This is a genomic window from Pseudoalteromonas sp. PS5 (assembly GCF_004103255.1).
GTDB classification, from domain to species: Bacteria; Pseudomonadota; Gammaproteobacteria; order Enterobacterales; family Alteromonadaceae; genus Pseudoalteromonas; species Pseudoalteromonas peptidolytica.
Map to the genome: position 1 here is coordinate 1 of NZ_RCSQ01000199.1, position 5,977 is coordinate 5,977.

Sequence of the window (5,977 nt, forward strand, 5' to 3'; positions counted from 1 at the left end):
GAGAGTCCATATATGGTATTATGCTTAAGAGCAACAAAATACAGCTATTAATTATCACTTTTTAGTAGCGAGTAACGTGATATACGCTATTATTTTAACTATATGGATGATTGGGTTAAGTAATGAAAGAGCGTAGAAGGTTTTCTAGAGTGATTTTTTCAAATGAGGCGCAGTTTATGGCTTCTAGTGGCGACTTTAGCTGCAAAATCTTGGATCTATCCTTGAACGGAGCGCTGCTCACCCTACCTGAAGGTTATGTTCCACTTAAAAATGACCCTGCAAGCTTAAATTTCTACCTGCCCGGCAGTGATATTAAAATTACCATGGAAGTTGAAGTTCGCCATGTTGAAGAAGGACATCTCGGCGTCCACTGCCGCCAAATAGATTTAGATAGTGTTACCCACCTTAAGCGCCTTATAGAGCTTAATCTAGCCGATGAAGATATACTTTATCGCGAACTCGAACAGTTGACCCACGAAGAAGACTAGCCCACCGAAGCGTTTAAAATAAAAGATACCGTCCGTGTCAGCAATACCGATTGTCTTAATTAAGTGGTCTATTTTGAGGCGAGAAAATCTTGTCGATAACACCCCCTACGCGTCCTCTATCGCCAAGGTATCAACATCCGTGTAGGCAAGGTAAAGATTTTGCTTTTTACTGGTTCTAAATAAGAAATTGTTAACGTACTTAGCGTCAGGTTTACTCCTCCAAATTGAGCAATTATCGGGGCTAATTAGTACACCCCTTCTTGTAAAAACAAACCTACTTACAAATTAACTAACGCAATACTGATTCGCTTAACTTTACAAACTTCGCTCGAGCACCAAGCTGGGTGTACCGTGATAAACATGATGGTATTTTGTGATGAAAATGTGATAATTCCGTGAGCCCCTCTCAATAACTCCTTGCCATGATAAGTTTACTAACAATACAAAATGAGAAGACCACATCATGAAAGCCAAGATCCTTACCACCCTAGTAGCCACTTGTTTTGCCAGTAGTGCCCTTGCTCAAGAGCTCGAAGTGAAAATAACCAACCTGACTCATGGTATTTACTATACGCCCTTGCTTGTGACTGCACACGCCCCTGGCACAGCATTATTTTCATTGGGTGAAACTGCTTCAGAGCCACTTCAAGCGATGGCCGAAGGAGGTGATATTTCTGGACTGAGTAATGTGTTAGAAAGTATCAACGCCGATATGGTAATGAACCCTGCTGGTGGGTTACTCGCCCCGGCAAGCTCAACAATGGCGATGCTCTCAACGAGTAATGGAAACACATACCTATCGTTGGTTGCCATGATGCTACCAACGAATGATGGCTTTGTCGGCTTAAATAGTTGGCCCATACCTACTGAAGCAGGTACATATGAAGTATACCTTAACGCGTATGATGCAGGTACCGAAGCCAACAATGAGTTGGTTGTCGATGGTTCTGGTGCGCCAGGTATGGCTGGTATTCCCGCTTCTCCGGGCGTGACTCCGGGTAGCCAAGGGCTAGGCGTTACCACCAGCGAAGAAAACAACACGATCCATATTCACAGAGGCAATGTTGGAGATGATGAACAAATTGGCGGGGCAAGTGACCTACACAACACTGTACATCGCTGGTTAAATCCAGTTGCTAAACTCACAATCACCGTAAAGTAACAGGAGCCTGAGATGAAAACCAAATTAACACTCGTTGCCATATCAGCGCTCTTACTGAGTGCATGTGGAGACAATGACAATAACAGCACAGTGGTACCAGACACACCAACACCACCAGTGGTAGACTATGAGTTTTCCGTAAGTATCACCAACCTCACTCAAGCACAGCCGATGTCACCCATTGCTGTTATGTTACATCAATCAGGTCACTACTTCGAAGTTGGTAACGCCGCCTCTAACGAACTTGAAAAGCTCGCAGAAGGTGGCGATAACAGTGCACTTTTAGCACAAAGTATGACTATGTCGTCAAGCACAACCGAGACCCCAGTTGGGCCAGGCTCTACGTCAACCATTTCGATTAAGTCTGAGACTCTCGCCAATTTAAAATTATCTTTATTGACCATGATGGTGAATACAAATGATGGATTTTCCGGTCTTAATGCCATAGATGTGTCCACTATGCCCATCGGTGAAAAAAAAAATGTATCGCACTTCAGCGTATGATGCTGGTACAGAGCTAAATACTGAAGCCCAAGGGAGTATCCCCGGGCCTGCTGATGGTGGAGAAGGATTTAATGTGGAACGTAACGATAACCAGAATATGGTAACCATGCATAGCGGAGTCGTTGGCAACGATGATGGCTTAACAAGCTCTACGTTAACCAGTATACATAAGTTTGATAATCCGCTGTTGGCAATAACAATTGAGCGAATCAAATAGCCCATGAGCAAGCGCCTGCCCATAGGCGCTTTCGCTCCACTAAGGGCTGCATATGTTAGACAGTGTATTGTTAGTTGAAGATGATGAAGATATAGCTAGATTGCTTCAAGTTCATTTAGAAGAGCTGTCATTAACCGTCACCCATATCGCGGATGGTGTAGACGCTTTGAATATGGCAAAAAAGAAGCAACATGCAATATTTATGCTCGATTTAATGTTACCAAATATGGATGGACTCAGCTTGTGTAGAGAACTTAAATCTTTGTACCCAATGAGTAGCGTTATTATTGTTACCTCGAAAAGCAGTGAAATAGACAAAATCATTGGGTTAGAAGTCGGAGCCGATGACTACATTTGTAAACCATTCAACAGCCGAGAACTTCAAGCTAGAGTAAAAGCCCAATTGAGACATGTACGTCAATTAAATGATAAAAGCTCTATTCCCACCTCTTCAGACGATAAAATTCAAGTTGGCGCGCTAACTATCGATACCGATTGTCATGAAATCTTACTTGGTGACATAAAGCTAGAGCTCACAGCGACTGAGTTTGAGCTATTACAGTTTTTTGCTAAACATCCTAATCATGTGTTTTCGCGATCTCAATTACTTGAGTCCGTTTGGGGCTATCAACACTCAGGGTATGAGCATACCGTTAATTCACACATTAATCGCTTACGCGCAAAGCTAGATCCCATTTCCAATCATATTGTCATAGAGACCGTATGGGGCGTCGGATACAAGCTGAACGCAAGCTCCCTTCAAGGAGTGAACGCATGAGACTCACATTATATAAAAAGCTAGCAGCCATGCTATTTGTCACATTTTTACTGATTTGCATGCTTTTTATATGGTGGACTCAAGCATTATCACAAGTGTCAAAATCGCAGGCAGAGCAACAGCTTCACTTATCTTTAGCTCAACATTTAGTTGCGGATAACCCACTTATCAGGGAGGGGGTTTATGACTATGAAGGGCTAAGCAACTTGTTCCATACGCTGATGATCTTAGGACCTGCCTTTGAATTCTACTTTGTATCTCCAGAGGGAAACTTGCTCACATACAGTGCAGAACCAGGCGAAATCAAACGAGAGAAGATTGATATCACCCCATTACAGCAGTTACTTATCACAAACAATACGCTACCAATTTTAGGTGACGACCCAAGAAGTACACATGACAGTAAAATTTTCTCTGTAGCACCTGTTACTAACAAAGATATACTTCAAGGCTATTTATACATCATTATTGGATCTTCAAAATACAACAACATCATTGAGCAACTGAAAAGCTCCGAAAAGGTCATGCTTGGCACATTATGGTTACTTGGCACCTTATTACTCCTCCTTGCAATAGCCTTATTTTTACTCAACAAGATAACCAACCCGATTGCTCGTCTTACTAGGTATATTGACAGAGTGAGTCAAAACCAATTTGACATCAGCCCCGATGCGCAAATCAATTGGCCTGCAAAAAATGACGAGATACACCGACTAGGGCGAAGTGTGAATGCGATGCTGGATAAAATCCAATATCAACTAACCACATTGAACGATAAAAATGAACAACGTAAGAAATTTCTATCTCAGCTTAGTCATGATCTACGCACTCCTTTAGCATCGCTAAAAGGCTATATAGAGCTCATCGAAAAGCAAACCACAGATAAAACCATTATGGAAAACCTTAAAGTTGCCAGTAAAAATATCAATCAACTAAATCACCTCATTGACCAAATCTTTGAGCTTGCTCATCTAGAAGCTGGGCATGCAAAAATGAATATAGAAACTTTTAATTTACTGGAGGTTATTTATGACGTTGCTGCAAAATTCAAATTAAAAGCTGAGGCTAACCAATTACAGATAGTCATATCCCCTACTCAAAGTACTATGGCTATTACCAGTGATATAGGTAAATTGGACCGAGTTCTGTCAAACTTAATTGATAATGCAATAAGGCATACACAAGCCGGAGGGAAAATTAGCTTGATACTAGAAGAGCATGAAGGTTATGCACATGTCAAAGTTAATGATACGGGCATAGGGATCAGTGAGATGGATCTACAACATATTTTTGATGCCAGTTTTCAAGGCAAAAACAGCAATAGCAACCGCAAACACAATGCAGGTCTCGGTCTTGCGATAACCAGTGAGCTAATCAGAATACTGAAAGGTCGGATCAGTGTAGCAAGCATGATCAATGAAGGTACCCAATTCAAAATCATTTTGCCTTTAAATAAGTGAATAAAGTTTGTGATCAACCTTTATGGTTTGGTACTTTCTACTTAAGATAACCTCTCGGTATACCTTCGATATAAATATTTCTGGCTTTCCACTTAAGTAAACTATATTTTAACTAAAAGTAAAAATTATACTTCATTGATTTGTAATACAATACGGAAAGTTTACTATGCCAATAGTCTCAATGCGTAACTTTATGAACCACGTTGGAACCGCCAATGATGGCTTTCGCCAGAGTGCCTCCTCTCTAAACAATATCATTCTCCTGCTAGGTGGTAATGCGCAGAACAGCCCAAATAATCGAAATATCAATAATCGAACGGCCGAAAACATAGAGGGTGAGATACACAGCCTGCCAGTAGATAAACTTCTAAAATACCAAACAGCATTAGTTTACTTAGGCAACGCATTAAATATCGACAGCTTTGCCCGCCCAACGAATTACAATATGGCTTTTCATGATTTTGAATTACAATGGTATCAATTTCGAGATCCCACTCATGGTATGATAAGAATTGATAACGCACGGTATATTTTTAAACATCAATTCACATTTGATAGTACCAATGGTGATGTGAACACCTTTACACACTGCCTAACAAGGGAGCATGTATGGTATCCAACCGCTAGGGCTTATGACCCTCCTTTTAACCAATTATTAAGTAGAGTACCTCAAAGCTTTTTTATGCCACCAAATGGCTCTCAAAGCGCCTCGGTCACTGACGACCACTCAACATTTAACCCTGATTATATTGTCAGGCGCCCCCTTACTATGGGAAGAACCATTGATATCCGTCAGCGCTATCAATACAAGCAACCAGGACGACAGTGGCAGAATATTCCAGGTGCTTCATATATTTTGAAAAAGGGTGTCCGCTGGGGTGTTGGTGGTGATCCGTGCTTTTTCTTCTCTAAAGAAAACTATGCTCCAGAAAACCCCAAGGCATTTCACTTTGAGGTAGAAATCGCGCTAGGGAATGCACCACTGGCTACTTTTAATAGACTCCCATCACGAGGAGCTACATCCCATAATTCTATGAACAGGCAACGGGAGATAAGGGTGATAGCTGACGGATCATAGCTATCGTTACATTACTCATGCCTATTGCATTAAATAAATGATCTATTTTGCAATGAAAAACACTTATCACAAACGGATCAATTCTATCGAGAGTCATAAGCTGTGAGGGCTCTCGAGCAATAATCCCCCCAGAAACCATCGGCGGGTAAACCGCCTCCTACCAGTACTGCACCTTGTTGATGTCGTGGTGGGAGCGAGTTTACCTCGCGAGGTGTTGATTATCTTGTGAGGTTTTATTTTCAAATCCCATATAGCAAAAAACCGTCGCATTGCTGCAACGGGTTTGACGC

The 5,977-nt window shown here is 41.5% G+C and carries 7 protein-coding genes; all 7 read left to right on the forward strand.

What is annotated here, in order from left to right:
- Positions 1-122 precede the first annotated feature (122 nt).
- The 7 genes from D9603_RS19825 (at position 123) to D9603_RS19850 (ending at position 5,687) form a co-directional block, all read left to right on the forward strand.
- Positions 123-488 (forward strand): PilZ domain-containing protein, encoded by a 366-nt coding sequence (locus D9603_RS19825; RefSeq protein ID WP_128732611.1) that lies wholly within the window; start codon positions 123-125, stop codon positions 486-488.
- 463 nt (positions 489-951) lie between these two features.
- Positions 952-1,650: a spondin domain-containing protein gene (locus D9603_RS19830; RefSeq protein WP_128732612.1), complete on the forward strand. Its 699-nt coding sequence runs from the start codon at positions 952-954 to the stop codon at positions 1,648-1,650.
- Positions 1,651-1,662: 12 nt separating this feature from the next.
- Positions 1,663-2,154, forward strand: coding sequence for a spondin domain-containing protein (locus D9603_RS19835; RefSeq protein WP_277750231.1), 492 nt, complete (start codon positions 1,663-1,665; stop codon positions 2,152-2,154).
- Positions 2,132-2,371 (forward strand): spondin domain-containing protein, encoded by a 240-nt coding sequence (locus D9603_RS22315; RefSeq protein ID WP_277750232.1) that lies wholly within the window; start codon positions 2,132-2,134, stop codon positions 2,369-2,371. The genes D9603_RS19835 and D9603_RS22315 overlap by 23 nt, the downstream gene beginning before the upstream one ends.
- A 52-nt stretch (positions 2,372-2,423) precedes the next feature.
- Positions 2,424-3,149, forward strand: coding sequence for a response regulator transcription factor (locus tag D9603_RS19840; protein WP_128732613.1), 726 nt, complete (start codon positions 2,424-2,426; stop codon positions 3,147-3,149).
- Entirely contained in the window at positions 3,146-4,609 is a 1,464-nt protein-coding gene (locus tag D9603_RS19845; RefSeq protein ID WP_128732614.1) for a HAMP domain-containing sensor histidine kinase, read from the forward strand. The genes D9603_RS19840 and D9603_RS19845 overlap by 4 nt, the downstream gene beginning before the upstream one ends.
- Before the next feature lie 166 nt (positions 4,610-4,775).
- Positions 4,776-5,687 carry a hypothetical protein gene (locus D9603_RS19850; RefSeq protein WP_125254450.1) on the forward strand — a complete coding sequence of 304 codons (912 nt, stop codon included), beginning with the start codon at positions 4,776-4,778 and terminating at the stop codon, positions 5,685-5,687.
- Positions 5,688-5,977 lie beyond the last annotated feature (290 nt).